Annotated in this window: 22 protein-coding genes; 5 read left to right on the forward strand and 17 right to left on the reverse strand. The window is 73.9% G+C overall.

Translation table 11 applies throughout. The annotated features are described in order from the left end of the window. Positions 1-90 precede the first annotated feature (90 nt). Positions 91-1,338 carry an ABC transporter ATP-binding protein gene (locus ABWI07_RS22030; protein WP_149258294.1) on the forward strand — a complete coding sequence of 416 codons (1,248 nt, stop codon included), beginning with the start codon at positions 91-93 and terminating at the stop codon, positions 1,336-1,338. A gap of 135 nt (positions 1,339-1,473) precedes the next feature. Here the strand turns inward: ABWI07_RS22030 and ABWI07_RS22035 are convergent, their stop codons facing one another. From ABWI07_RS22035 to ABWI07_RS22055, 5 genes are all read right to left on the reverse strand, one after another. Beyond that, entirely contained in the window at positions 1,474-2,412 is a 939-nt protein-coding gene (locus ABWI07_RS22035; protein WP_149258293.1) for a carbohydrate ABC transporter permease, read from the reverse strand. Beyond that, complete coding sequence (locus ABWI07_RS22040; protein WP_149258292.1) at positions 2,409-3,794, reverse strand: carbohydrate ABC transporter permease; 1,386 nt, start codon at positions 3,792-3,794, stop codon at positions 2,409-2,411. The genes ABWI07_RS22035 and ABWI07_RS22040 overlap by 4 nt, the downstream gene beginning before the upstream one ends. A gap of 24 nt (positions 3,795-3,818) precedes the next feature. Beyond that, a complete protein-coding gene (locus tag ABWI07_RS22045; RefSeq protein ID WP_149258291.1) occupies positions 3,819-5,186 on the reverse strand; it encodes an ABC transporter substrate-binding protein in 1,368 nt (455 codons plus the stop codon). Beyond that, positions 5,183-6,412: an ABC transporter ATP-binding protein gene (locus ABWI07_RS22050; RefSeq protein WP_149258290.1), complete on the reverse strand. Its 1,230-nt coding sequence runs from the start codon at positions 6,410-6,412 to the stop codon at positions 5,183-5,185. The genes ABWI07_RS22045 and ABWI07_RS22050 overlap by 4 nt, the downstream gene beginning before the upstream one ends. 256 nt (positions 6,413-6,668) lie before the next feature. Further along, positions 6,669-7,790 (reverse strand): M24 family metallopeptidase, encoded by a 1,122-nt coding sequence (locus ABWI07_RS22055; RefSeq protein ID WP_353819683.1) that lies wholly within the window; start codon positions 7,788-7,790, stop codon positions 6,669-6,671. Positions 7,791-7,876: 86 nt separating this feature from the next. On the opposite strand from ABWI07_RS22055, the gene ABWI07_RS22060 reads away from it, so the two are divergent. The 3 genes from ABWI07_RS22060 (at position 7,877) to ABWI07_RS22070 (ending at position 11,243) form a co-directional block, all read left to right on the forward strand. Beyond that, the gene (locus tag ABWI07_RS22060; protein ID WP_149258288.1) at positions 7,877-8,797 is read left to right on the forward strand and encodes a 5'-3' exonuclease; all 921 of its coding nucleotides are present in this window, start codon (positions 7,877-7,879) and stop codon (positions 8,795-8,797) included. A gap of 208 nt (positions 8,798-9,005) precedes the next feature. After that, positions 9,006-9,731, forward strand: coding sequence for a Crp/Fnr family transcriptional regulator (locus ABWI07_RS22065; protein ID WP_149258287.1), 726 nt, complete (start codon positions 9,006-9,008; stop codon positions 9,729-9,731). A gap of 93 nt (positions 9,732-9,824) precedes the next feature. Beyond that, positions 9,825-11,243, forward strand: a complete 1,419-nt coding sequence (locus ABWI07_RS22070) for an RNB domain-containing ribonuclease (protein WP_149258286.1) — start codon at positions 9,825-9,827, stop codon at positions 11,241-11,243. A 14-nt stretch (positions 11,244-11,257) separates the two neighbouring features. Here the strand turns inward: ABWI07_RS22070 and ABWI07_RS22075 are convergent, their stop codons facing one another. The 5 genes from ABWI07_RS22075 to nirB all read right to left on the reverse strand — a co-directional run bounded on the left by ABWI07_RS22075 (position 11,258) and on the right by nirB (position 16,865). After that, the gene (locus ABWI07_RS22075) at positions 11,258-11,446 is read right to left on the reverse strand and encodes a hypothetical protein (RefSeq protein WP_149258285.1); all 189 of its coding nucleotides are present in this window, start codon (positions 11,444-11,446) and stop codon (positions 11,258-11,260) included. Positions 11,447-11,665: 219 nt separating this feature from the next. Continuing rightward, positions 11,666-11,983 carry a DUF2470 domain-containing protein gene (locus ABWI07_RS22080; RefSeq protein WP_149258284.1) on the reverse strand — a complete coding sequence of 106 codons (318 nt, stop codon included), beginning with the start codon at positions 11,981-11,983 and terminating at the stop codon, positions 11,666-11,668. Further along, a complete protein-coding gene (locus ABWI07_RS22085) occupies positions 11,980-12,870 on the reverse strand; it encodes an amidohydrolase family protein (RefSeq protein WP_149258283.1) in 891 nt (296 codons plus the stop codon). Before ABWI07_RS22085 ends, ABWI07_RS22080 begins: the two co-directional genes overlap by 4 nt. Before the next feature lie 24 nt (positions 12,871-12,894). Further along, positions 12,895-14,367, reverse strand: coding sequence for an FAD-dependent oxidoreductase (locus ABWI07_RS22090; RefSeq protein WP_353819684.1), 1,473 nt, complete (start codon positions 14,365-14,367; stop codon positions 12,895-12,897). Next, positions 14,364-16,865 carry a nitrite reductase large subunit NirB gene (gene nirB, locus ABWI07_RS22095; protein ID WP_353819685.1) on the reverse strand — a complete coding sequence of 834 codons (2,502 nt, stop codon included), beginning with the start codon at positions 16,863-16,865 and terminating at the stop codon, positions 14,364-14,366. Before nirB ends, ABWI07_RS22090 begins: the two co-directional genes overlap by 4 nt. Positions 16,866-17,091: 226 nt before the next feature. Between nirB and ABWI07_RS22100 the strand changes: the two genes are divergently transcribed. Further along, positions 17,092-17,898, forward strand: a complete 807-nt coding sequence (locus tag ABWI07_RS22100; RefSeq protein WP_149258817.1) for an NAD-dependent protein deacetylase — start codon at positions 17,092-17,094, stop codon at positions 17,896-17,898. A gap of 34 nt (positions 17,899-17,932) precedes the next feature. Here ABWI07_RS22100 and ABWI07_RS22105 read toward each other — a convergent pair whose 3' ends face one another. The 7 genes from ABWI07_RS22105 to ABWI07_RS22135 form a co-directional block, all read right to left on the reverse strand. After that, on the reverse strand, positions 17,933-18,643 hold the full coding sequence (locus ABWI07_RS22105) for a DUF4142 domain-containing protein (protein ID WP_353819686.1): 711 nt from the start codon (positions 18,641-18,643) through the stop codon (positions 17,933-17,935). Between the two features lie 110 nt (positions 18,644-18,753). Next, positions 18,754-19,233 carry a MarR family winged helix-turn-helix transcriptional regulator gene (locus tag ABWI07_RS22110; protein WP_353819687.1) on the reverse strand — a complete coding sequence of 160 codons (480 nt, stop codon included), beginning with the start codon at positions 19,231-19,233 and terminating at the stop codon, positions 18,754-18,756. 64 nt (positions 19,234-19,297) lie between these two features. Next, positions 19,298-22,327 (reverse strand): FAD-binding and (Fe-S)-binding domain-containing protein, encoded by a 3,030-nt coding sequence (locus tag ABWI07_RS22115; RefSeq protein WP_353819688.1) that lies wholly within the window; start codon positions 22,325-22,327, stop codon positions 19,298-19,300. Between the two features lie 71 nt (positions 22,328-22,398). Further along, the gene (locus ABWI07_RS22120; RefSeq protein ID WP_149258278.1) at positions 22,399-24,165 is read right to left on the reverse strand and encodes a glycoside hydrolase family 15 protein; all 1,767 of its coding nucleotides are present in this window, start codon (positions 24,163-24,165) and stop codon (positions 22,399-22,401) included. Positions 24,166-24,232: 67 nt separating this feature from the next. Next, positions 24,233-25,063 (reverse strand): ABC transporter permease subunit, encoded by an 831-nt coding sequence (locus ABWI07_RS22125; protein ID WP_353819689.1) that lies wholly within the window; start codon positions 25,061-25,063, stop codon positions 24,233-24,235. After that, entirely contained in the window at positions 25,060-26,016 is a 957-nt protein-coding gene (locus tag ABWI07_RS22130; RefSeq protein ID WP_149258276.1) for an ABC transporter ATP-binding protein, read from the reverse strand. Before ABWI07_RS22130 ends, ABWI07_RS22125 begins: the two co-directional genes overlap by 4 nt. A 180-nt stretch (positions 26,017-26,196) precedes the next feature. After that, the gene (locus ABWI07_RS22135) at positions 26,197-26,556 is read right to left on the reverse strand and encodes a hypothetical protein (RefSeq protein ID WP_149258275.1); all 360 of its coding nucleotides are present in this window, start codon (positions 26,554-26,556) and stop codon (positions 26,197-26,199) included. Between the last annotated feature and the right edge of the window lie 148 nt (positions 26,557-26,704).

Here is a 26,704-nt window from a genome sequence, read left to right on the forward strand (position 1 = left end):
GGAAACGATTCCATGATGTTTACTCCAGCCATTACGACATATCCCCTGCTCGGCAGGGGAACGGCGGAAACGTTTCCACAAGGGGTTCGGATGGCCAAGATCGTGCTGGACCGGGTCGACAAGGTGTACGGCGGCGGCGTCAAAGCCGTCGACGGGCTCGACCTGGAGATCCGCGACGGGGAGTTCATGGTGCTGGTCGGGCCGTCCGGCTGCGGCAAGTCCACCGCGCTGCGGATGATCGCCGGCCTGGAGGAGATCAGCGGCGGGAAGATCTCCATCGGCGACCAGGTCGTCAACGACCTCGCGCCGAAGGACCGCGACATCGCGATGGTCTTCCAGAACTACGCCCTCTACCCGCACATGACGGTGGAGCAGAACCTCGCGTTCGGCCTCAAGCTGCGCGGCACGCCGAAGGCGGAGATCAAGCAGAAGGTCCGCGACGCCGCCAAGATGCTCGGGCTCGAGCAGTACCTGTCCCGCAAGCCGGCCGCGCTTTCGGGCGGCCAGCGCCAGCGCGTCGCGATGGGCCGCGCCATCGTCCGCCAGCCGCAGGCGTTCCTGATGGACGAGCCGCTGTCCAACCTCGACGCCAAGCTCCGCGTGTCCATGCGCGCCTCCCTCAGCCAGCTGCACGAGCGGCTCGGCGTCACCACCGTGTACGTCACCCACGACCAGGTCGAGGCGATGACGCTGGGGTCGCGGGTGTGCGTGCTGCGCGAGGGCAAGCTGCAGCAGGTCGACACCCCGCAGCGGCTGTTCGACAACCCCGTCAACCTGTTCGTGGCCGGGTTCATCGGCTCGCCGGCGATGAACTTCGTGCTCGCCGACCTCGACACCGGCGACGGCGGGGCGCGGGTCTCCTTCGCCGGCTACACGCTGCCCGTCCCGGCGGCCGTCCTGGACGGCAGGCCGGGCCTGCGCGACTACCTCGGCCGCAAGATCATCCTCGGCGTCCGCCCGTCGGACTTCGAGGACGCCGCGCACGCCCAGACCGGCTGGGCGCCGATGGCGGTGCGCAGCAGCGTCACCGAGGAGCTCGGCAGCGAGATCAACGTGATCTTCACGATCGACGCGCCGCCGGTCGAGCACAAGGACACCGCCGACCTCGCCGAGGACGCCGCCGAGGGCGAGGGCGACATGGCGATCCCGCTGATCGAGAACAAGGCGCTGTGGACGGCCCGCGTCAACTCCCGCTCGCACGTGCGCCCGGGGCAGGACGTGGACCTCGCCGTGGACACGCGCCGCCTGCACTTCTTCGACCCGTCCAGCGGCCTGGCCATCGGGCACCCGGGCGTCGCCGGGGCGCACGGCGCCGCGGACCTGAGCAAGTCCGGCTGACCCTCACAAGCGCGAAGCGCACCAGGGGGTGTGGGGGATCGTTCCCCCACAATGATGCGCCGGAGCAGATCGGTGCCCACGGCCTCGGAGAGGCCGTGGGCACCGTCGCGCGGGGGACCGTCTCGTCCCCGGAGGTCACTTCACCGAGCCCGCGAGGACTCCCTGGACGAAGTAGCGCTGGAAGGCGAAGAAGACCGCCAGCGGGACGACCAGCGACAGGAACGCGCCGGGCGCGAGGATGTCGATGTTGCCGGTGAACTGCCGCATCTGCGACTGCAGCCACTTGGTCATCGGCTGCGACTCGGTGTCGGCGAACACCAGCGCGACCAGCAGGTCGTTCCACACCCACAGGAACTGGAAGATGCCCAGCGAGGCGATCGCCGGACCGCCCAGCGGGAAGATCACCCGGCGGAAGATCGTCCACTCCGAGCCGCCGTCCATCCGCGCCGCCTCCAGCAGGTCCCGGGGGATCGCCGCGAAGAAGTTGCGGAGCAGGAAGATGGCGAACGGCAGCCCGAACGCGACGTGGAACAGCACCACTCCGGTGACCGAGCCGAACATCTGGAACCCGCCGAACTCGATCTTGCCGTAGAGCTTGGCGACCGGGATCAGCGCGACCTGGATCGGCACCACCAGCAGCGCCACGACGAGCAGGAACAGCCAGTCCCGTCCGGGGAACTCCATCCAGGCGAACGCGTAGGCGGCCAGCGAGGCGATCGCGACCACCAGCAGCGTCGCCGGAACGGTGATCAGCACCGTGTTCCAGAACGAGTCGACGAAGTCGCCCTTGTCCAGCAGCGCGCTGTAGGACTCGGTCGTCAGCTGCGCCGGCTTGGCGAACACGTTCCACCAGCCGTCGGCGTTGTTGTCCTCGTTGGAGCGCAGCGAGGCGACCAGCAGGCCGAGGGTCGGCACCAGCCAGAACACCGCGATCAGGACCAGCAGCGCCTGGGCGGCGGTCCCCCCGACCTTCCCTACGACGCGGGCGGCCACACCCCGGCGCGGCGCTCCCGCCGCGCCGTTGCCGCCGCCGGCCCCGGAGGGCGCCGGGGCGTCCTTCTCCGCGGTGCTCATTTGCGCTCCTGCCGCATTCGCCGGACGTTGAACAGCATGGCGGGCAGCACGAGCAGGAACAGCAGCACCGCGATGGCGCTGCCGGAGCCCTGGTCGTTGCCGCCGCCGAACGACTCGGTCCACATCTGCAGGGCCAGCACGCTGGCGTTCGGATCGCCGCCGCCGATGATGTAGACGAGGTCGAAGACCTTCAGGACGTTGATGACGAGCGTCACCAGCACCACCATCAGGACGGGCGCGAGGAGCGGGATCGTCACCCGCCGGAACACCTGCCACTCGGTGGCGCCGTCCACCCGCGCCGCCTCCAGCGCGTCGCGCGGGATGGCGGCGAGCCCCGCGGCGATCAGCACCATCGCGAAGCCCGACCACACCCACAGGTACGACACGATGATCGCCGGGGTGATGAGGGTGTCGCCCAGCCACTCGGCGCCCTGGTAAGCGGTGGTGAAGTTGTCCTTGGGCAGCCGGATCGTGTACGCCCCGTCCGGCACCTTCTTCATCGTGAACGTGCCGTCGGCCTCCGTGGTCGCCTTGGCGACCACCTTGCCGCCCTGGACCGCCTCGACCCGGATCCCCGGCAGGCCGGACTCACCGGAGTTCGGGGCGTTCTGCTGCCCGCCGCCGCCCCGGGTGAAGTCGAACCAGACCGTGCCGGTCAGCTGGCCCGGCTTGGCGGCCGGGGGCTGCGCGGCGGGCTCGGCTGACTTCGGCAGGTACTCGGGCTTGACCCTCAGCAGCGGGACGAGCGCGCTCTGCCCGGCCGAGACGGGCCGCACCGTGACCACGGCGCCGCCCTCCTGTCGGACCGGTGCGCTCCCGCCGCCGCGGGGCGCGGCGCCCGGGTAGGTGGTGTCCTGCCGGAACATGTCGTGGATCGCGACCATCGCCGCGTTCGCCACGCCCTTGTCCGGGTCCTGCTGGTACACCAGCCGGAAGATCACGCCGGAGGCGAGGAAGGAGATCGCCATGGGCATGAACACCACGAGCTTGAACACCGTCGCCCACCGGATCCGCTCGGTGAGGACGGCGAACAGGAGGCCCACGATCGTCACCACGGTCGGCGCCACGACGACCCAGATCGCGGTGTTGCGCACCGCCACGAGGTTGTCGTGCCCCTTGAAGATCCCGGTGTAGTTGTCAACGCCGACGAACGAGCCGCCCGAGGCGTCGAAGAAACTGCGGATCACCGAATAGACGATCGGGTAGACGACCAGGAAGCCGAGCAGCAGCAGCGCCGGCAGCAGGAACATCAGGGCCAGCCACGAGGGCGGGGTCAGCCGCTCGCGCGCCCCGCGGCGGCCCTGGGGGGCGGCCGGAGCGGCGACGGCGGCGGCGCCGCCGGCCGTCGCGGCCGGCGGCACCTCCTCATTCGGAGCCTTCATTCAGGGGTTCCCTACTTGTGGGCCCTACTTGTACGCCTTGGCCGCCTCGGCCTCGAGCTTGGCCTGCGTGCCCTTGACGTCGGTCGGGTTCTGCACGAACTGGCGCAGCGCCTCCCACTCGCCCTTGCCGGGGGTCGCGCCGAACGCGGCGGGCGCCAGGTCGGACATGTCGTAGCGGGCGGCGTCGCCGGACTGCTGGAGCTGGGTGACCAGCTGCTTGGCGATCGGGTCGGAGTAGGCGTCGGGCTTGACGTTCTTGTTCGGCGTCAGGTAGCCGCCGAGCCCGGCCCACACCGTGCCCGCCTCGGGCGAGGCGAGGTACTTCATGAGCTCCTGCGCGCCCTTGCCGTCCTTCAGCGCGACCGCGACGTCGCCGCCGAGGATCGCCGGGGCGGTGTCGCCGGCCTTCGGGAAGGCGAACACCTTGGCGTCCGTGCCGACCTTGGCCTTGGTGGTGGCGATGTTGGCGGCGGCGAAGTCGCCGCCGTACACCATGGCGGCCTTCTGCTGGCCGAACACCTGGGTGACCGACTCGTCGAACTTGGTCTTGGTCGCGGTCGCGACGCCGCCGTTCAGGTAGTCGCCCTTGCCCCAGATCTCGGCGAGCGTCTCCAGCGCCTTGCCCACGCTGGGGTCGGTCCACTTGATCTCGTGCTTGGCGAGCTTGTCGTAGTTCTCCGGCCCGGCCTGCGACAGGTAGACGTTCTCGAACCAGTCGGTCAGCGTCCAGGAGTCCTGCGGCCCCGCGGCGAGCGTGAACGGGGTGGTGCCCGCGTCCTGCAGCGTGCCCGCCGCCTTGGTCAGGTCGGCCCACGCCGCGGGCGGCTGGACGCCGGCCTCGTCGAGCGCCTCCGGCCGGTACCAGAGGATCGACTTGTAGGCGGCCTTGACGATGACGCCGTAGGTCTTGCCGTCGGAGGAGCCGAGCTCCTTCCAGTACGGCGCGAAGTTCTGGCCGACCTGCGTCACCACGTCGTCGGCGAGGGGCTTCAGCGCGCCCTTGCCGGCGTACTGCTGCATCAGGCCCGGCTGCGGCAGGATCGCCACGTCCGGCGGGTTCTTGGCCTCGATGCGCGGGCCGAGGTAGGCGTCGGTGTTCTCACCGGTGGAGGCGTAGTTGACCTTCGCCCCGGTCTTCTTCTCGAACGCCTGCAGGACCTTGCGGAAGTTCGCCTCCTCCGGACCGGTCCACTTGGCCGCGACCTCGATGGTGGTGCCCTTCAGCTCACCCCCGCCCGCGGGCCCGGAGTCGTCGCCCTTGTCGTCGCCGCCGCACGCGGCGGCCGCCGACAGCAGCAGGCCCGCCGCGACGGCGGCTCCCGTCACCCGCCGGCCGAAGCCGGATCGGGGGGTGCGGGGGGAGGTCCCCCCGCCGGCAAAGCTGACCGTCATTCCTCATCCTCCCTGGCCGGAGCGGCGTCGCCTGGTCCCCAGATCGACGCGCCCGTCTCGATATCGAAGAAGTGCAGGCGGCCGGTGTCGACGCGGATCGTCACCGGGTCGCCCACCTTCACGCGGGTGCGCGGGCTGAACCGCGCGACCAGGTCCGTGCGGGGCTTCTCCAGGTGCCCCAGCACGTCGGTCCCCGCGTCGCGCGCGAGCTCCTTGGTGTCCTCGGTGACGACCTGGGACGCCTCGATCGCGAAGTGCACCAGCACGTCCGAGCCCATCGCCTCCACGAGGTCGGCGGTGGAGGTGAGCCCGGACCCCTCGGGCGTCTCCACGAGCTCGGAGTCCTCCATGTCCTCGGGCCGGATGCCGACGACGACGTCGCTCCCGAGGTGGGACGCCAGGGCCGGGCGCTCGGTCAGCACCTCGGCCGGGAGCGTCAGGGTCTGGCCGCCGATCTCCAGGCGCGGGTTCGCCGCGTCGCCGGACAGCGTGCCCTGGATCAGGTTCATGGCCGGTGAGCCGATGAATCCGGCGACGAACAGGTTCGCCGGCCGGTCGTAGAGCTCCTGCGGCGCGGCGACCTGCTGCAGCCGCCCCTTCTTCATCACCGCGACCCGGTCGCCGAGCGTCATCGCCTCGGTCTGGTCGTGGGTGACGTAGATGGTGGTGACGCCGAGGTCGCGCTGGATGCGCGCGATCTCGGCGCGCATCTGGACGCGCAGCTTGGCGTCGAGGTTGGACAGCGGCTCGTCCATCAGGAAGGCCTGCGGCTCGCGGACGATCGCGCGGCCCATCGCGACGCGCTGCCGCTGCCCGCCCGAGAGGTTGCGGGGCTTCTTGTCCAGGTAGTCGGTCAGGCCGAGGGTCCGCGCGGCCTTGTCGACCTTCTCCCGGATCTCGGACTTCGGCAGCTTGCGCAGCGACAGCCCGAAGCCGATGTTGTCGCGCACCGACAGGTGCGGGTAGAGGGCGTAGCTCTGGAACACCATCGCGACGTCGCGGTCCCGGGACGGCACCCGGTTGACGACCCGGCCGCCGATCGTGACCTCGCCCTCGGAGATCTCCTCCAGCCCGGCGACCATCCGCAGCGCGGTCGTCTTGCCGCAGCCCGACGGGCCCACCAGGACGAGGAACTCCCCGTCGGCGATGTGGAGGTTCAGGTCGGTCACGGCCCGCGTGCCGTCGGGATAGACCTTCCCGACGCTGGTCAGGTCGACCTCTGCCACGGCGTCTCCTCTTCGTCACGGCACGTTGATGCGGAGGAATTTCGTTTACCCCCGCGTAACAGTGCAACAAGGAGGTACAGGGCCGGACGCCCGGACCGCAACCGGCAGCGTACGGTCCGGAGCATTTGGTGCAGAGATCGTTACCGGGCCGTTTCCGCCTCAATTTGAGACGACCGAAAATGACACGTGGGCATGAACCAGAACCCGTTCATGCCCACGTGCCCGTCGAGGCGTCCCGGCGCGTCCGGGACCGGTGTCAGTCCAGGACCACCAGCCCGCGCTCGGTGGTGTTCATCGGCTCGTAGCCGTCCTCGGTGCACACGACGATGTCCTCGATGCGGGCGCCGTGCGGCCCCGGGTAAATGCCCGGCTCGATCGAGAACGCCATTCCCGGCTCCAGCGGCTCGCGGTTGCCGGCGACGATGTAGGGCTCCTCGTGCGACTCCAGTCCGATGCCGTGGCCGGTGCGGTGGAAGAAGTGCTCGCCGTGCCCGGCGGCGGCGATGATGTCGCGGCCCGCCGCGTCCACCGCCTCCGGCGTGGCCCCCGGGCGCACGGCCTCGCACGAGGCCCGCTGCGCCTCCAGCAGCACCGCGAAGTACGCCTGGTAGTCGGCGGGCGGCTCGCCCACGCAGTAGTTGCGGGTCGAGTCCGAGCAGTAGCCGCTCGGCATCGTCCCGCCGATGTCGACCACGACGGGCTCGCCGGGCCGGATGACCCGGTCCGACAGCTCGGCGTGCGGGTTCGCGCCGTTCGGACCCGAGCCGACGATGACGAAGTCGACCTGGGCGTGCCCCTCGGCGATGATCGCGTCGGCGATGTCGCGGCCGACCTCGCGCTCGGTCCGGCCGGCCTTCAGGAGGCCGGGGACCAGGCGGTGCACGCGGTCGATCGCCTCCCCCGCCTCCCGCAGCGCGGCGACCTCGGCCGCGCTCTTGCGCATCCGCAGCTCCCGCAGCACGGCCCCGGCCGCGGTCTGCTCGGCGCCGGGCATCGCGCCGCGGAACCGCAGCGCCATCACCGCCCACATCCGGTCGGCCAGACCGACGGTCCCCACGTCCCGCGGGAGGCGGTCGGCCACCAGCGCGTACGGGTCGTCGGTCTCGTCCCACGGCACCAGCTCCAGCCCGAGCGAGCCCGCCGGCGACTCCTGGGCGGCGGGCAGCTCCAGCCTCGGGACGACCAGGAACGGCTCGCCGTCGGCCGGGACCACCAGGCAGGTGAGCCGCTCCAGCTGCTTGGCGTCGTACCCGGTGACGTACCGCAGGTCCGGGCCGGGTGTCAGCAGCACGGCCCCGAGGCCCGCCTTCGCCGTCGCCTCGCGCACCAGGCCGACGCGCTCGCGCGGATACAACTCCGTTGTCACATCCGTCTCCATATGTTCGATCCTCTCCAGTGGCCGGTACCAGGATCCCAGGGGCGTCCGGGCGCCGCCGACCCGGCCCGCGTGGCAGCATGTGGCCCATGAGCGGGCTGATGCTGCTGGACACGCCGTCGTTGTACTTCCGCGCCTTCTTCGGGGTCCCCGAGTCGGTGACGGCGCCGGACGGGACGCCGGTGAACGCCGTGCGCGGGCTGATCGACATGATCGCCCGGCTCGTCCAGGACCGGCGCCCGGACCGGCTCGTCTGCTGCATGGACGCCGACTGGCGGCCGGCGTTCCGGGTGGAGGCGCTGCCCTCCTACAAGGCGCACCGGGTCGCCGAGGACGGCGGCGACCAGACGCCCGACGCGCTGGAGGCCCAGCTCCCGCTCATCGACCGGGTCCTGGACGCCGTCGGGCTGGCCCGCGCGGGCGTTCCCGGCTACGAGGCCGACGACGTGATCGGCACGCTCGCGGTACGGGGCGCGAAGGACGGGCCGGTCGACATCGTGACGGGCGACCGCGACCTGTTCCAGCTCGTCGACGACCGCGGTCCCGTCACCGTCCTGTACACCGCCCGGGGGATCCGGAACCTGCAGGTGATGGGCGAGAAGGAGGTCGCGGCCAAGTACGGCATCCCGGGCCGCGGCTACGGCGACTACGCCACGCTCCGCGGCGACCCGAGCGACGGGCTGCCCGGCGTGCCCGGCGTCGGCGACAAGACCGCCGCCGCGCTCGTCACCCGGTTCGGGTCGGTCGACGGGATCCTCGCGGCGCTGGACGCGGGCACCGACGAGGGCTTCCCGGCGGGCGCGCGCCGCCGGATGGAGGCGGCCCGCGACTACCTGGCCGCCGCCGAGACGGTGGTGCGGGTCGTCACCGACATCGACGCCCCCGAGCTGGCGGGCCTGGACGACCGGCTGCCCGCCGAGCCGCGCGACGCAGAGGCCCTCGTGGAGCTGGCCGACACCTGGAACCTGTCCAGCCCCGTCAACCGCCTGCTGAACGCGCTCTCCCGCTGAACCGCCCCTTTTCCGCTGCAATTTGCGCCGAGAGTGTCGGATGACACAGACGGCGCGGTCTCCGGCGTGCAGCATGCGGAACAGTGAGGGGTTCTCATTGGCACATGCAGGCGACCGGTACCCGCGGCACTTGGGCCTCAACGCCCCACTCCCCCCAATTGCCGTGGGTACCGGTTCATCCGAGCCCCGGACCTGAGACGGACGTGCCGTGAGCGAGCGGACCGGAACCCGCGGCGGCCTCGCCGCCGACCCCGGCGGAGGATTCTGGGACGCCCTGGACGCACCGGAGCGCGCGGCGCTGCGGAACGCCGGGCGGACCCGGAGCTACCAGCCGAGGGCGCCCCTGTGCTACCAGGGCGACGACTCCGACCACATCATCGTCATCGAGTCGGGCTGGGCGAAGGTCACCTGCGCCGGCGAGGACGGCCGCGCGGTCGTGCTCGCCGTGCGCGGGCCCGGCGACCTGGTCTGCGAGAGCGCGGTGCTCGGCCGCCGCGAGCGGTCGGCGACCGTGCAGGCGCTCGACCACGTCCGGGCGCTGATCGTCCCGGCGACCCGGTTCACCGCCTTCCTGGACGCCCATCCGCGCGCGTGGCGGCTGGTCAGCGGCACGTTCGTGCGGCGGCTCGACGACGCGGACCGCAGGCTGCGGGCGCACGTGTCGGCGCAGGGCGCGCGGCGGCTGGCGATCCTGCTGGCGGACCTGGCCGACCTGTCGGCCCGGCACGCCCCGCCGGTCGGCGGCGGGCCGATCGCGATCGCGCCGCCGCTGTCCCAGGAGGAGCTCGGCAGCTGGATGGACGCCTCCCGGGAGACCGTGGCGCGGGCGCTGTCCGCGCTGCGGCGCGAGGGGCTGGTCAGCACCGGCTGGCGCAGGGTCACCGTGGAGGACCCGGCGGGGCTGCGCGCGTTCGCGGACTCCTCCGAGGAGTGAGCGTCCGGCGGCCGGACCGCCGGCGGCCGGACGACGTCTTTACATTGTAGATTCACAGAGAGATCGACGGATTCGTCCCGTACGCTCGGTTGTGTGCCGCGCCGACCGCTGCGACTGCGTACCGCCCAGGCCGACGCCGAGGTCCGCGCGGGGCTCGACCGGATCCGCGCCGAGTTCTCGGTGCCCGGCGCGTTCCCGCCCGCCGCCCTCGCCGAGGCCGCCGCGTCCGCGCCCCCGTCCAACGGCCGCGTCGACCTGCGCGACGTCCCCTTCTTCACCCTCGACCCGCCCGGCTCGCTCGACCTCGACCAGGCGATGCACCTGGAGCGGCGCGGATCGGGGCACCGGGTGCGGTACGCGATCGCGGACGTGGCCGGGTTCGTCCGCCCGGGCGGCGCGCTCGACACCGAGGCCCGCGCCCGGGGCGTGACGCTGTACCTGCCGGACGCGAACGCGCCGCTGCACCCCCGCCCGCTCTCGGAGGGCAGCGCGAGCCTGCTGCCCGGCCGGGAGCGCCCGGCCGTGGCCTGGACGATCGACATCGACGACGCCGGGCGGATCACCGGCGTCGACGTGCGGCGCGCCGTGGTCCGCAGCCGCGCCCGGCTCGACTACGCCACCGCCCGGCGCGACGGCGGCGACCCGCGGATCGCGCTGCTCGGCGAGATCGGCGAGCGGCTCATCGCGGCGGAGGCCGCACGCGGCGGCGTGAGCCTGCCGCTGCCCGAGCAGGAGGTCGTGCACGCGGGCGGCGGCTGGGCGCTGAAGCTGCGCGGCGACCTCGCGACCGAGGCGTGGAACGCGCAGATCTCGCTGCTGACCGGGCGTGCCGCGGCCCGGCTGATGCTGGACGGCGGCGTCGGGCTGCTGCGCACCATGGCGCCCGCGCCCGCCGAGGCCGTCGAGCGGCTGCGGCTGGCCGCCCGCGCGCTCGGCGTGTCCTGGCCGGGGGACGCCTCGTACGGCGACATCGTCCGCGCCCTGGACCCGGCGCTGCCCCGGCACGCGGCGTTCCTGCACGACGCGGCCGGGCTGATGCGCGGCGCCGGCTACACCGCGTTCGACGGGACGCCGCCCGAGCAGGCCGTGCACGCCGCCGTCGCCGCCCCGTACGCGCACGTCACCGCGCCGATCCGGCGGCTGGCCGACCGGTACGCCACGGAGGTGTGCCTGGCCCTGGCGGCCGGCCGCCCCGTCCCGGGCTGGGCGCGGGAGGCGCTGCCGGAGCTGCCCGAGGCGATGCAGCGGGCGCTGCGCCGGGGCGCCGACATCGACCACGCCTGCGTCGACCTGGTCGAGGCGCTCCTCCTGCGCGACCACGTCGGGGACGTGTTCGACGCGGTGGTCGTGGACGTCAACGGCGACCGCACCGGCGGGCGCGTCCAACTGGTGGCGCCGCCCGTGTTCGGCCGCTGCGACGGGGAGGGGCTGCCGCTCGGCGAGCAGGTCAAGGTGCGGCTGGAGGAGGCGGACCCGGCGCGCCGCCGGGTCCGCTTCTCCCGCGCGGAGTGAGTCCCGCGACGCCGTCAGCGGCGGGCGCGGCGGCGCGGCCGCCAGCCCGCCGAGGTGCCGGTGCCGACGCCGCCGAGGTGCAGGGCGAGCAGCAGCAGGCCGAGGACGGTCAGGGTGCCGTTGTTGATGGCGTCCGAGGTGATGTCGGCCAGATCGAACAGCAGGGCAAGGGCGAAGACGATCGCGGCGACGATCGCGAGCATGTCGGCCTCCGTGGGGGTCGGGGGCCCACCGCGGGCCCCTCGGGTGCCTACCGGATCTCCTCCAGCCCGCCCCCGAAACCGTGCACCCTTTCCGGTTGTCCGATATTCGGATTAACACCACAAAACAGCCCGTGCCGGTCACGCCCCGTCGCGGCGCGGCTGCTCACCGGGTTCCCCGGCGGGCGCGGCGCCGGTCCGGCACCCGGCCCGCCGGCCGCCTTACGGGCCGTCCGGAACGTCCCGGCGCTCGGCGAGCGCGGCGCGGGCCCGCTCGGTCATGCGGACGACCTCGCGGCGCACCTGCGGGCGCTCGGTGAGCCGCTCGCCGAACGGGATCCGGACGGTGTGCTCGACCCCGCCGTCCGCGACGGCGAACTCGATGCCCTCCGCGTCCAGGCCGGTCATCCGGGCCGCGGTCGCCCCGGGGCGGCCGCCGAGCGCGCGGCAGATCGTCAGGCAGTCGGCGGCGTGGTCCTCGTTCATGTGGCGCGCGATCTGCCTCACGACGTCGTCGGTGAAGGGGTCCGCGTCGGTCATGGGTGGTCCTTTCGCTTGGGCGCCGGCGGGAGGGCCAGGTCCTTGTAGATCCGGAGGGCGTTGCCGCCGAGGACGAGCCCGAGGGTCTCCTCGTCCAGGTCGAGGGCGGCGCCGACCGCGCGGGCGTTGCGGGCGACGCCGGGCACGCCGGGCCAGTCGGTGCCGAAGACGAACTTGCGGGCCAGGCGCCGCAGGTCGTGCCGGGCGTAGTACTCGGGGAGCCGCCGGGGCGGCAGCCCGGACAGCTCGATCCACACCTCCTCGCGCGACAGCGCGAGGAACGCGGCGGCGTCGTACCACCAGCCGCGGCCGCCGTGGGCGAGGACGAACGTCAGGCCGGGGAACAGCCGCAGCACGTCGTCGACCGGCGCGGGGTCGGCGTACCGGTTGGCCGAGCCGGGGAACGAGCTCGTCCCGCAGTGCACGACGACGGGGACCCCGGCGTCGCGGCACACCTGGTAGGCGGGGTAGAGCTCCGGGTCGGCGACGCTGAACCCGCCGTGCACCGGGTGGAGCTTGAGCGCGGCGGCGCCGAACCCGAGCTGCCGCTCGACCTCGGCGTCGACCGGGTAGTGCAGGTGCGGGTTCACGTTGGCGATCGGCCTGAAGCGCCGCGGGTTGTGCTCCAGGAGCGGCCGCAGGTCCTCGATGGGCTGCGTGCCGGTGGTCCGCGGGCTGTACTCGCACAGCAGCAGGGCGATGTCGACGCCCTCGGCCTCGAAGTAGGCGTCGACCCGCTCGGGGACGAGGGCGCCCTCGTCGTCGTAGAGGTCCTGCCACGGGTGGGACGAGCCGAACTCCTCGGCCCAGCGCCGCCAGGCCGGGCGGAGCGTGGGCAGCCGGGCGGCGTGCACGTGCGCGTCGATCAGCGGGCGTCCGTCGAGCATGCGGCGGAGCCTACCCGCCGCCCCTCACGCGGCGCCGACGGTGTCCTGCTCGTCCAACCAGGCGAGGATGCCCTCCACGGCGGAGCGGCAGCTTCCGCAGCCGGTGCTCGCCCGGGTCTCCCGCGCGACGGCGTCGGCCGTGCGGGCGCCGCGCTGCCAGCAGGCGCGGATCCGGCCCTTGCTGACGTTGTTGCACTGGCAGACGGTCGCCGCGTCCGGCATCCGCAGCGGCGACTCGGCCTCGGCGGCGCCGCCGGCGCCGGGGAACAGCAGGCCGAGGCGCTCGGCGGGCAGCGGCGCGGCCCGGTCGTAGAGCTGGGTGAGCGTCCCGGCGGTGGAGGTCTCCCCGAGCAGGATCGCGCCGATCAGGCGCCCGTCCCTGATCACCGCCTTCTTGTAGGTGCCGCGCGCGGCGTCGGTGAAGCGCACGACCTCCACGTCCTCGTCGTCGTCGCCGAAGTGCGTCTCGCCCATCGACGCCAGCTCGATCCCGGCGGCCTTGAGCCGGGTGATCTGGCGGGCGCCGGTGAACCGCGCCGCGGGCTCGGTGCCGGCGAGCAGGCCCGCGAGCACCGCCGCCTGCTCCCACGCGGGCGCCACCAGCCCGTACACCTCGTCGCGGTGCTCGGAGCACTCGCCGATGGCGCGCACGGACGGGTCGGTGACCGACCGCAGCTCGTCGTCGACGACCACGGCCCGGCCGACCGCCAGGCCCGCCTTCCGGGCTAGCGACACCTCGGGCCGCACGCCGCAGGCCAGGATGACCAGGTCGGTGTCGATGACCTCCGTCCCGCCGCCGGGCAGGCCCAGCTCGACGCCGGTCACCGCGCCGCCGGCGGTCCGCAGCCCCGCCACCTCGGCCTGCAGCCGGGTGCCGATGCCGAGGGCCGCCAGCGTGCGGGCCAGGACCTTCCCGGCGGCGGGGTCGAGCTGGCGCTCCATGAGGTGCCCGGCCAGGTGCAGGACGGTCACCTCCAGCCCGCGCCCCATGAGCCCGCGCGCGGCCTCGATGCCGAGCAGGCCGCCGCCGACGACGACCGCGCGGCGCGCCGACTCGGCCAGCTCGGAGATGCGGCGGCAGTCCTCCAGGGTGCGGAAGACCTGCGCGCCGCGCGGCAGGCCGTCCCGCAGGCCCGGCATCGGCGGGATGAACGCGGTGCTGCCGGTCGCGAGGACGAGCGTCCCGTAGGGGGTGACGGTCCCGTCCGAGGCGTGGACGGTCCGCGCCTCGCGGTCGATGCGGGTGACCTCGACGCCGAGCCGGGCGTCCACGCCGTGGGAGGCGTACCAGGCGGCGTCGACCAGGCTGATGTGGTCGGGCCGCGTCATCCCGGCCAGGACGTTCGACAGCAGGATCCGGTTGTAGGGGCGCTGCGCCTCCGCGCCGAACACCGTCACCGGCGTGGCGGCGTCCCGGGCCCGCAGCTCGTCCACGAACCGCGAGCCGGCCATGCCGTTGCCGACGACGACGATGCCGGCGGTGTCTGCGGGACTCACCGCTTCACCTCCAGGGGCAGGGGTCGGATCTGGTCGCGCTCGGTCCCGAAGGCGATGCTCGGGTCGGGGGTCTGCGGCGCGTTCACGAACGAGACGAACCGGCGGAGCCGCTCGGGGTCGTCGAGGGTGTCGCGCCACTCGTCGGAGTAGGACGCGACGTGGCGGGCCATGGCGGCGTCGAGGTCGGCGCAGATGCCGAGCCGGTCGTCCACGATGACCTCGCGCAGGTAGTCCAGGCCGCCGTCGAGGGACTCCAGCCAGGTCGCGGTGCGCTGCAGCCGGTCGGCGGTGCGGATGTAGAACATCAGGAACCGGTCGATGAGAGTGATCAGCTCGTCGTCGGCGAGGTCGGTGGCGAACAGGTCGGCGTGCCGGGGCCGCATGCCGCCGTTCCCGCCGAGGTAGAGGTTCCAGCCGTTCTCGGTGGCGATGACGCCGAAGTCCTTGCTCTGCGCCTCGGCGCACTCGCGGGCGCAGCCGGACACGGCCGACTTCAGCTTGTGCGGGGCGCGCAGCCCCCGGTACCGCAGCTCCAGGCGGATCGCCATCGCCGCCGAGTCCTGGACGCCGTAGCGGCACCAGGTGGACCCGACGCACGACTTCACCGTGCGCAGCGCCTTGCCGTAGGCGTGGCCGGACTCGAACCCGGCCTCGACGAGCCGCCGCCAGATCTCGGGCAGCTGCTCGACGCGGGCGCCGAACAGGTCGATCCGCTGCCCGCCGGTGATCTTGGTGTAGAGGCCGAAGTCGCGCGCCACCTCCCCGATCACGATGAGCCGCTCGGGGGTGATCTCCCCGCCGGGGACCCGCGGGACCACCGAGTAGGTGCCGTTCTTCTGCAGGTTGGCGAGGAAGTGGTCGTTGGTGTCCTGCAGCGCCGCCTGCTCGCCCTCCAGGATGTGGCCGTTGCCGAGGCTGGCGAGGATGGAGGCGACGACCGGCCTGCAGATGTCGCAGCCGCGGCCCGTCCCGTGCTCCTCGACGAGCTGGGTGAAGCTCGTGACCCGCCCCGCCCGGACGATGTCGAACAGCTCGGCGCGGCTGTAGGCGAAGTGCTCGCAGAGCGCCTTGCTGACCTCGATCCCGGCGGCGGTCAGCTCGGCGTCCAGGATCCGCTTCACCAGCGGGACGCAGCTGCCGCAGCTCGTCCCGGCCCGGGTGCATTCCTTCACGCCCGGCACGTCGGTGAGGGAGTGCTCGGCGATCGCGCAGCGGATGCCCTCGGCGGTGACGTTGTTGCAGGAGCAGATGACCGTCGCGCCGGGCAGGTCGCCGCCCGCGGCCTCGGTCCCGCCGAACAGCATCTGCTCGGGCGCGCCCGGAAGGCTCCCGCCGACGTGGGCGCGCAGCGTCCCGTAGGACTCGGCGTCGCCGACGAGGACGCCGCCGAGCAGGGTCCGCGCGTCGTCGCTGACGACGAGCCTCTTGTAGACGCCGGCGACGGGGTCGGTGTAGGTGACGCCGAGGGCGCCCTGCTCGGGGCCGGCGAACGGGTCGCCGAAGCTGGCGACGTCGACGCCCATCAGCTTGAGCTTGGTCGACATGTCCGCGCCCTCGAACACCGCGGTGCTCGCCTCGGACAGCAGCCGGTCGGCGACCACCTCGGCCATGGAGAAGCAGGGCCCGACCAGCCCGTACACCGCGCCGCCGACGAGGGCGCACTCGCCGATCGCGAAGACGGCGGGGTCCTCGGTGCGGCAGGAGGCGTCCACCACGATCCCGCCGCGCTCCCCCACCGGCAGGCCGCAGCCGCGGGCCAGCTCGTCGCGCGGGCGGATCCCGGCGGAGAACACCACGACCTCCGCGTCGACCACCGTGCCGTCCTCCAGGACGACGCGGCGGACGGATCCGTCCTCCCCCGCCTCCAGGGCGCGCATCGGGGTGCCCGCGTGCACGGCCATGCCGAGCGCCTCGATGTGGCGGCGCAGCATCGCGCCACCGCCCTCGTCCAGCTGGCGGGGCATCAGCCAGGGCGCCACCTCCACGACGCCGCTGCGCAGGCCGAGGCCCTGGATCGCGCGGGCCGCCTCCAGGCCGAGCAGTCCTCCGCCGACGACGGCCCCGGTCTCCTTGCCGCGCGCGTAGGCGCGGATCGCGTCCAGGTCGTCGATCGTGCGGTAGACGAACACCCCCGGCAGGTCCCTGCCCTCGACCGGCGGCACGAACGGCGACGACCCGGTGGCCAGGACGAGCGCGTCGTAGGCGACGGCGCCCCCCGCCGAGGTCGTGACGGTCCGGGCGGCGCGGTCGATCCCGGTGACCCGCTCGCCCGTCCGCACGGTGACCGCGCCGTCGTGCGCCGGGTAGGCGAGGTCGGCGCCCTCCAGATGCGTCGTCAATGCCACCCGGTCGTAGGCGGTCCTGGGCTCCTCGCCGATCACCGTGATCGTCCACGTGCCGGCGGTGTCGCGCTCGCGCACCGCCTCCACCAGGCGGTGCGCGGCCGGCCCGTGGCCGGCGACGACCAGGCGCTTGTCCGGTCTGCTGTCGGCTCCCATGGCCCCGATCGTCGGCGGCCCGTATTTCCCGGAGGCATCGCCGCCGTCATCCCCGCGTTAACTGGGCCTCACAACCGACACGCCCGGTATGTGGGGACGCGGGAACGGGCGCGATCCTCCCCGCCGCCGCTTCGCCCCAGGGGCGCACCGTGCCGCACCCGTCCCGGTCGTGCACCATGGAAGAGTGACGGAGGCTGTGGAGAGCGGGACGCGGACCGGGCTGCGGATGCTGGCCGACCTCGTCTCGGACGGCGACGTGGTGGTGCTGAGCGGGGCTGGCCTGTCGACCGAGTCGGGCATCCCCGACTACCGCGGGGAGACGGGCCGCCGGCGGCGCGCGGCGCCGATGACCTACCAGGCCTTCACCGGGAGCGAGGCGGCGCGCCGCCGCTACTGGGCGCGCAGCCACATCGGCTGGCGGCACATCGCGCGGGCCCGCCCGAACGCGGGGCACCGCGCGGTCGCCGAACTGCAGCGGCGCGGCCTCCTCGCCGGGATCATCACCCAGAACGTCGACGGGCTCCAGCAGGCCGCCGGGGCGCGCGAGGTGATCGAGCTGCACGGCGCGCTGGACCGCGTCCTCTGCCTGGCCTGCGGGGAGCGGTCCGCGCGCGAGCGGCTGGACGAGCGGCTGCGCGAGGCCAACCCCGGCTGGGCGGCCGGCGCCGAGGCGGTCAACCCCGACGGCGACGCCGTCCTGCCCGACGAGGCCGTCGAGGCGTTCCGGATCGTGGGCTGCGAGCGGTGCGGCGGCGCGCTCAAGCCCGACGTGATCTTCTTCGGGGAGAACGTGCCGCCGGCCCGCGTCCGGGCCTGCTACGCGCTGACCGAACGCGCGGGCGCGCTGGTGGTGCTCGGGTCGTCGCTGACCGTGCTGTCGGGCTACCGGTTCGTCCGGCACGCGGCGCGGCACGGCGTGCCGGTGGCCATCGTCAACCGGGGCGCGACCCGCGGCGACCCGCACGCCCTGGTCACCCTGGACGCCCCGCTCGGCGCGACCCTGGACGAGCTGCTCGCCGAGCTGCCCGCCTGACCGGGCCCGCCCCCGCACGGCTCCCCGGTCCGGCCTACTGCCCGCCGCCGAGCAGCGAGGTCGCGGGCGGAGCGGGGCTGTACGGCTGGCCCGGGCTCCCCGCCGGGGGCGCGCCCGTGGCCTGCGGCGGATCGGGCAGCATGTCGCCGGTGACGAAGCCCGTGCCCTCCAGCAGCCGCATGTGGGTGCGCACGAACGTCTCGCACTGCTCGGAGAAGTCCCGCACGAGAGTGTTGCGGGTGCTGCCGCGGACGGCTCCGATCGCCGGGTAGATCTGCCCGTGCGCCATCCGCAGCCGGGCGACGGCGGTCCGGTCGTAGTCGTTGCCGGACTTGCCGGTGATCTCCGACATCCAGCTCTGCTGGTCGGCGGTGGGCTGGTTCGGCAGCGGGACGTTCAGCTTCGCGGCGACGGCCCGGTCCAGCGCGTCGAGGCGCACGTGCTGGCGGGCGATCTCGCCGAGGTTGCGCCGGGTCGCGGCCCGGGAGGCGCGGCGCTCGGCCTCCCGGCCGACGGGGATCTCCCACAGCCCCGCCTGCCGGACCTTCACGATCAGCTCCCGGTCGGCGGGGCCGAGCGGCCCCCACGGGGTGTCGACGGTCGACTGCGCCGCGTCCGCGGCGCCCGCCTGCGGCGCCACGGCGCCGCCGTCGGAGGCCTGGCGGCCGATCGGCGCGCAGGCGCCGAGCAGCAGCGCCGCGGCGAGGCCGCACAGCGCCGCGACGACCGGTCGGGGTTCTCGCATCCGCCGCCGCCTTTCGGTCTGGGGGAAGGGGCGTCGATGCGCAGTACGCGCGTCCGGTCGCGGAGGTTCGACGGGATCTCGACCGGACGCGGACCGGTTCGGCCCGGCGGTCAGGTCCAGCCGAGCTGCGACAGCGAGGTCAGCGGCGGCTCGCCGCCGGCCTCGGTGAAGGCGCGCAGGGCGTCGACGAGGGCGCGCCGCTGCCCGGCCGGCATCCGGGACACCACCGCGGCGATGTCGGCGCGGCGGCGGGCGGTCACGTCGTCGACGATGCCGCGCCCGGCCGGGGTGAGCTGGATGCGGACCTCGCGGCCGCTGTCGGGGCTCGCCTGCCGGTCCACCAGCCCGGCGGCGGCCAGCCGGTCCACCATGCGCAGCGCCGTCGAGGGGTTGACCTCCAGGAGGCCGGCGAGCGTCACGAGCTTGGCCGGCCCCTGCGAGGACAGCACCACCAGGAGACGGAACTGCGGCAGCGTGACGGCGCCCTCCGCGGCCGCCAGGGAGCGCACCGAGACCGCCACCAGCAGCCGGGACGCCGTCAGGAGCGCCGAGGTCACCGCGTCGACGCCGTCGTCGTCCAGCGCGTTCATGACGACTTTCTACAGGGGCAGGTCCCGCGCGCGCCAACGCGGCCCGGAACCGCCCCACCGCCGGTCACGGACCGTCGTCCTCGGGTAGCAGATCGGCGAGGAGTTCGGCGAGATGGCGCGGCCGGGCGCCGGTCCCCGCCTCGATCTGCGTCCGGCAGGAGAACCCGTCGGCCAGGACTTCCGTCCCGGGCGCGGCGTCCCGGACCTCGGGCCAGACGCCCTGCTCGGCTATCGCGGTGGAGACCTCGTAGTGGCCGGCCTCGAAGCCGAAGTTCCCCGCGAGACCGCAGCAGCCGACGTCGAGCGTCCGCACGTCCACCCCGGCGCGCGACAGCACCCGCTGGTCGGCGCCGAAGCCCATCACGGCGTGCTGGTGGCAGTGCGGCTGGGCGATCGCGCCGACCTTCGGCGTGTCGAGCCCGGCGACCACGTCGTGGGACGCGCCGGGCGAGGCGCCGCCGGACTCCTCCTGGTGCTCGTCGAGCAGCTCGGCGAGGGTGCGGGTCTGGTCGCGGAGCCGCTTGACGTCGTCCTCGACCGCGTCGCCCTCCATCAGCTCGGGGGCGTCGGCGCGGAACACCGCCGTGCAGCTCGGCTCCAGCCCGACCACCGGGACGCCGTCGCGCAGCCGGGGCGCGAGCGCCCGGACGGTGCGGCGCAGCACGCGGGAGGCCACGCCGAGCTGCCCCGTGGAGATCCAGGTCAGGCCGCAGCACAGCGGGACCGGCGGGACCTCGACCCGGTGGCCGGTCGCCTCCAGGACCCGGACGGCGGCCTTGCCGATGTGCGGGTGGAAGTTGTTCGTGAAGGTGTCGGGCCACAGCACGACCCGCCTGCCCCCGCCGCGCGGGGGCCGGCGCCTGAACCAGTCGGTGAACCGCTCGCCGGCGAACCGGGGCATCTCGCGGCGCGGGTCGATGCCGCCGGCCCGCTTGGCGATCCCGCCCAGGACGGGGGCGTGCAGCGCCGCGTTGGCGGCGCCCGGCGCGAGCGCCGCGATCCGGGCCCACAGGGGCAGCCAGCCCATCGTGTAGTGCGCGGGCGGACGGATCCGGCCCTTGTAGTGGTGGGCGAGGAACTCGGCCTTGTAGGTGGCCATGTCCACGTTGACCGGGCAGTCGCTGCGGCAGCCCTTGCATGCCAGGCACAGGTCCAGGGCGTCGCGGACGTCCTCGGACCGCCAGCCGTCGGTGATGACGGCGGCGCCGCCCGGCCCCGGCACCGACGGGTTCGGCGTGCCGGCGCCGGGCATCCCGCGCATCATCTCCATCAGGACGCGGGCCCGGCCGCGGGTGGAGTGCTCCTCCTCCCCCGTCACCCGGTAGCTCGGGCACATGACGCCGCCCGACGACGCCCGGCACTTGCCGATCCCGACGCAGCGGGACGCGGCGTGGGCGAAGCGGTGGTGGTCGTCGGGGAAGGAGAAGTAGGTGTCCGGCTCGGCGGGGTCGTAGGCGAGGTGGTCGAGGTCGTCGTCCAGCCGGTACGGGTGGACGATCTTGCCGGGGTTCATCCGGTTCCCCGGGTCGAAGACCGCCTTGAACCGCTCGAACAGCCGGACCACCTCGTCCCCGAACATGATCGGCAGGAGTTCGCCGCGGGCCTGGCCGTCGCCGTGCTCGCCCGACAGCGACCCGCCGTAGTCCGCGACGAGGCGGGCGGCGCGCTCGACGAAACGGCGGTACCGGGAGGCGCCGCGCTCGTCCTCCAGGTCGAACGGGATGCGGGTGTGCACGCACCCCTGCCCGAAGTGCCCGTAGAGGGAGACGGGGCCGTAGCCGAACTCCTCGACGAGGGCGCGGAAGTCGCGCAGGTAGTCGCCGAGCCGGTCGGGCGGGACCGCGGAGTCCTCCCAGCCCTCGTGCGTGTCGGGCTGCCCGGGCGGGTAGGCGGTCGCGCCCAGCCCCGCCTCGCGCACCTTCCAGAGCAGCTCCTCCTCGTGCGGGTCGTGCACGAACGTGCAGCGCGGCGGGTTCGGCCCGTTCTCGATCTCCTCGAGGAGGGCGCGGGCCCTGCCGTCGGCCTCGTCCCTGGTGTCGCCGCCGAAGCGGACCATGAGCCAGCCCGCTCCCTCCGGCATGTCCTCCACCACCCGTGGCGCGGCGAGGTGGTCGCGCTTGGCCAGGTCGAGGAGCTGCTCGTCCATGCCCTCCAGCGCGAGCGGATCCGAAGGCAGGACGCGCGGCACGGCGTCCCCGGCGGCCGCGATGTCGTCGTAGCCGAGGACGGCGAGCGACTCGAACGCCGGGACCGGCACCAGGCGGATCTCCGCGCGCAGGACGGTGACGAGCGTGCCCTCCGAGCCGACGAGGGCGCGGGCCACGTCGAAGCCCTTCTCCGGCAGCAGCGAGTCCAGGTTGTAGCCGGACACCCGGCGCGGGATGTCGGGGTAGCGGGTGCGGATCAGCTCCATGCCGTCGTCGCGCAGCTCGCGCAGCGCCCGGTAGACCTCGGCGCGCCGACCGCCCTCGGCGAGGATCCGCTCGTACTCCTCGTCCGAGGTCTCGCCGACCCACATCCGCAGCCCGTCGTAGGTCAGCACCTCCAGCCGCACGACGGAGTCGACCATCTTCCCGTACGCCTGCGCGGACGCGCCGCACGAGTTGTTGCCGATCATCCCGCCGATCGTGCAGGTGTCGTGGGTGGAGGGCTTCGGGCCGACCATCAGCCGGTGCTCCGACAGCCGCTCGTTCAGATCGTCCAGGCACGCGCCGGGCTCGACGACGGCGCGGCGCGCCTCCGGGTCGACCGAGACCAGCGCGCGGCAGTACTTGGACCAGTCGACGACCACGGCGTTGTTGACGCACTGCCCCGCCAGGCTCGTCCCGCCGCCGCGGGACAGGACCGGGACGTCGTGCTCGGCGCATACCCGGACGGCCTCCGCGCCTGCCTCGACCGTCCGCGGGACCACCACCCCGATGGGCGGCTGCTGGTAGTTGGACGAGTCGTGGGAGTAGGCGGCCCGGGAGCCGGGATCGAACCGGACCTCGCCGTCCACCCGCTCGGTGAGCGCGCGCCGCAGCGCGGCCCGCCCTCGGGACGCCGCGGCCTCCCGCCTCTGCTCCTGCCTGGTGCCCTCCGCCGATACAGCCATGTCGAAGCGACTATCCCGGAAACCGCGCTTCAATCGCGGCGCCCGGATTTCCGGGCCGGCCTCCCCCGGGATCAGTGCGCCAGGCGGTGGGCGGCCTCCAGCAGGAGGGCGTGCACGAACGCCTGGGGCATGTTGCCGCGCAGCTGCCGCTGCTTGACGTCGTACTCCTCGGAGAACAGGCCGCTGGTCGCGCAGCCCGACCGGGTCCGCTCGAAGGTCGCGAGGGCGCGGGCGGTGTGGCCCTGGCGGTCCTCGGCGAGCGCGAGGAAGAAGCCGCAGAGGATGAAGGCGCCCTCGGCCACGCCGAGCGGCCGGTCCCCGACCCGGTAGCGGTAGACGAACCCCTCCTCGACGAGGTCCTCGCGCACCGCCCGCAGCGTCGCGGCGGTGCGGGGGTCGTCGCTCGGGAGCGCGCCCCGCAGCGGGGGGATCAGCAGCGCCGCGTCCACGCGGTCGTCACCGGGCGCGCGCTTCCAGCGGCCCTCGGGGGTGAGCGAGGTGCGGGAGGTCTCGGCGAGGATGGCGTCGGCGAGCGCGGTCCACCGGCCGGCCTCGGCGCGGCCCGCCAGCGTCCGGGCCGCCTGGCGCAGGCCGGCGACGCAGGTCAGGCGCGAATGCGTCCACAGGTCGTCGTGGATCTCCCAGATCCCCGCCTCGGGCCGGGTCCAGCCGCGGGCGACGGCGTCGACCGCGACGCGGGCGGCCTCCACCGCCTCCGGCTCGCGGCGGTCGTGCTCGGCGGCGGCGGACAGCAGCAGCAGCGCCTCCCCCAGCGCGTCGAGCTGGAACTGGTCGCCGGCCCTGTTCCCGACGACCGCCTGGGCGCCGGGGTAGCCGGGCAGGCCGCTGGCGCTCTCGTCCGGCACCTTCCCGCCGCTGACGGTGTAGGCGGGTTTCAGCCGGTCCCCGTCGGCGAGGACTCGGGCGGACACGAACCCCACGGCGTCGCGCAGGAGTCCGGGCGGCCCGCCGTGGACGGCGACGGCCCGCCCCGCGAAGCACTGGTCGCGGATCCAGGCGTAGCGGTAGTCGAAGTTGCGGCCCTCGTTCGAGCGCTCCGGCAGCGCCGTCGTGGCGGCGGCCACCATCCCGCCGCCGGAGGCGGTGAGGCCGGTGAGGACGGAGTAGGCGAGGCGGGCGTCGCGCGGCGCGATGGTGTCGCGGCAGTGCGGCACGGCCTCGTGCCAGTCCCGCTCGGTGGCCTCCCAGAGCGCGGCGGCGTCCAGCGGTCCGCCGCCCCCGCCCGCCGCGACCTCGAGGACCAGGTGGCGGGTCTCGCCCTCCTCCAGGTCGAAGGCGAGGTCGAGCACGGGCCCGCCGTCGCCGCCCGCCCGCACGACGGCCTCCTCCGCGCCGAGCCAGCGCAGCGACGCGCCGCCGCCGCGGGCGGTCCACTCCGCGCCGTCGCGGCGCGGGTCCCGCATCCGGGCGGCGCCCGGGCCGGTGCGCACGTCCAGCAGGGCGCGGACGCGGGACCGGCCCCGCACGGCCCGGCAGCTCCGCAGGACGACCGCCCGGTCGGAGACCGCCGGGCGGGCGAGTGCCTCGCGGCACTCCAGGATGGCGCCGTCGCCGGTCACCCACCGGCTGTGCCAGATGAGCCCGCGGTCGGCGTAGTAGCCGCCCCAGACCCACCGACGGGCCGCGGGCTGGACCACGTAGGCGCCGGGGCCGCCGAGGAGGCCCCCGAAGGCGGGCGGCGAGTCCCAGGCCGGGAAGCACATCCACGCGAAGTCCCCGTCCGGGCCCACGAGGGCGCCGCGCTCCCCGTCGGCTATGAGGGCGTAGTCGCGGAGCGCGTTCGGCCGGGACTCCCTCTCCTCGGGCTGGTCCAGCATGCCCTTCCCGTACCCGGCGACCAGCCGGTACTCCCCCGACGCCGCGGGCCGGGACCGAGAAGCACCGCTAGGCGTCGCGGCGCTTGAGCAGGACGGCGGCCACGGCGAGCAGCACGGCCGTCCAGAGCGCGAACACCCCGTACCCCTGCCAGGGGGTCAGCAGGTCGTTCTGGCCCTGGCGGGCCTGGGCGATGAGATGGCCCGCCTCGGACGGCAGGTAGGCGTGGATGTGGTCGCCGATGCTGCCGGGCAGCAGCTGCGCGAGCGGCGCCAGCACGAGCACGAAGCCGATGACGCCGGTGATGCCGCCGGCGGTGTGCCGCACGATCGCGCCGATCGCCAGGGCGAACAGCCCGAGCATCGCCAGGTAGAGGCCGCCGCCGACGACGGCGCGCAGCACGCCCTCGTCGGCGAGCGAGACCTCGGCCTTGTCGCCGATGAGCGCCGAGCCGATGAAGAACGAGGCGAACGACACCGCGACGCCGAGGACGAGGACGACCGCCGCGAACACCAGGGACTTGGCCCACAGCACGGGCAGCCGCCGCGGCACCGCGAGCAGGCTCGCGCGGATCATGCCGGTGGAGTACTCCGAGGCGATGACCAGCACGCCGAGCACGCAGATGGTCAGCTGGCTGAGGAAGAACCCGCTGCCGAGGATGAAGCCGGTCGGGTCGGCGACGACCTGGGCGCGGTCGGCGGGATCGGTCTTGTCCCACTGCGCGACGGTGAGGCCGACGAACAGCGCGGTGAAGCCGAGGTCGAGGAGGACGAGCAGGATCAGCGTCCAGAGCGTGGACCGGACGGTGCGGATCTTCGTCCACTCGGAGAGCAGCAGCCGCCCGAAGCCCGGCCGGGGGTGCTCGGCGGGGTCGGCGGCGGGCGTGGTGGCCGTGGTCATCGGGTCTCCCCCTCCTGGGCGGGGACGGCGGCCGGCACGGGCGCGCCCGCGCCCGCCGCGCCGTATTCGACGCTGTCGCGGGTCAGCTCCATGAACGCCGACTCCAGCGAGCCGCGGGTCGGGGTGAGCTCGTGCAGGACGATCCCCTCGGCGGCGGCCAGCTCCCCGACGCGGGGCGCCTCCATGTGCGTCACGGTGAGCAGCCCGTCGCCGTCCGGGACGGCGCCGCCCCCTTCGGCGGTGACGAGGGCGGCGAGGCGGGCGGCGTCCGGGCTGCGGACGATCACCGTCTTCTCGGTGCTGCGCTCGATGAACTCCTCGGTGGAGCAGTCCGCGATCAGCCGGCCGCGGCCGATGACGATGAGGTGCTCGGCGGTGACGGCCATCTCGTTCATCAGGTGGCTGGAGACGAACACCGTGCGGCCCTCGGCGGCGAGGTGCTGCATGAGCGTGCGGATCCAGACGATGCCCTCGGGGTCGAGGCCGTTGACGGGCTCGTCCAGGATGAGCACGGACGGGTCGCCGAGCAGCGCGGCGGCGATGCCGAGCCGCTGCCCCATGCCGAGCGAGAAGCCGCCAGCGCGCTTGCGGGCGGCGCCGGTGAGGCCGACGAGCTCGACCACCTCGTCGACGCGCTTCCTGCCGATGCCCTGCGTCTGGGCGAGGCACAGCAGGTGGTTGTAGGCGCTGCGGCCGGTGTGCACGGCCCGCGCCTCCAGCAGCGCGCCGACGACGCGCATCGGGGCGTTCAGGTCGCGGTAGTGGCGGCCGTGGATCCGGGCGTCCCCGCGGTCCGGCCGGTCGAGGCCGAGCAGCAGCCGCATGGTCGTCGACTTCCCGGCGCCGTTCGGGCCGAGGAACCCGGTTACCCGCCCGGGGGCGACCGTGAAGGTCAGGTCGTCCACGGCGGTCTTGTCGCCGTAGCGCTTGGTGAGGTTCTCCGCCTCGATCATGCCTCTCCCGGCTCGCTCTCTCGCGGTTGGTCCGTGATCAGGATCACACTAGCGCCCCGGAACGGGAGCCATCTCCTCCTGGAAGCCGATCCCACCTGGGCCGAGAGGACGAGCGCCAGGGGCGGAGACGACGAGACGCCCTGCCCGGGGACCGGGCAGGGCGTCGGGCCGGGGAGGGCGTCAGGCGGCGACGCCGTCGGCGGCGTTGACGTCCTTGTGGAACCGCTTGTGGATGTAGAGGCGCTCGCCGAGCGTCTCGCAGCGCCACCACAGCCCGCTCGGCGGGCCGATCCGGGTGCCGCGGGGCAGCTCCCGCAGGACCTCGTTGACCGGCGTCATGCGCAGCCGCCCGGACCGGCACACGAGGATGCGCCGGTCGGTCACCACGACGACCCGGTAGGCGTTGCTGAAGATGATGATCCAGTACGAGAGCAGAGCGAAGTACTGGCTGGTGGTCTGGGCGCCGAACACCGCCTGGATGTTCTCGCCCGGCTGCAGGACGTGGGCCGCGTTGGCGCGCATCTTGTCGCGGATGGCCACGGTCGGGGCCTTTCTCGTGTTCCGGTGAAGCGCCTGATTGTGCCACCGGGAACTGGGCCGTACGAGGTTTTTTCACAGCCTTGGTAGTTATTGCAGTCTTCACCGGGGTTCGTCCGGGTCTTTCCGAGGGTGCCGGGGCGTTATTGAC

The organism is Actinomadura sp. NPDC000600, assembly GCF_040492135.1.
In the GTDB taxonomy this organism is placed as follows: Bacteria; Actinomycetota; Actinomycetes; order Streptosporangiales; family Streptosporangiaceae; genus Spirillospora.